The 233-nt window shown below is 62.7% G+C and carries 1 protein-coding gene; it reads left to right on the top strand.

What is annotated here, in order from left to right:
* The coding region (locus tag ACZ3HG_RS24955; protein WP_465335247.1) for a patatin-like phospholipase family protein at positions 1-233 on the top strand (233 nt) is incomplete at both ends.

Genomic DNA, 233 nt, shown 5'->3' with positions numbered 1-233 from the left:
AACTTCACGTATTTCGATACGGAAACCCATCTGATCCGGCCGGAGCACATCATGGCCAGCGGCTCCCTGCCACCGGGTTTCCCGGCCACCGAAATCGACGGTGAATTCTATTGGGACGGCGGCCTGATCTCGAACACCCCGCTGCAATGGGTCGCCGATGGTCCGACGCGCCAGGATACCCTCGCCTTCCAGGTGGACCTGTGGAGCGCCGAGGGCAATCTGCCCGGCAACCT

Source organism: Erwinia sp. PME.40.26/001, from assembly GCF_055556675.1.
The sequence above is the reverse complement of the archived record's forward strand: the minus strand, read 5'-3'. Positions and strand labels throughout refer to the sequence as shown.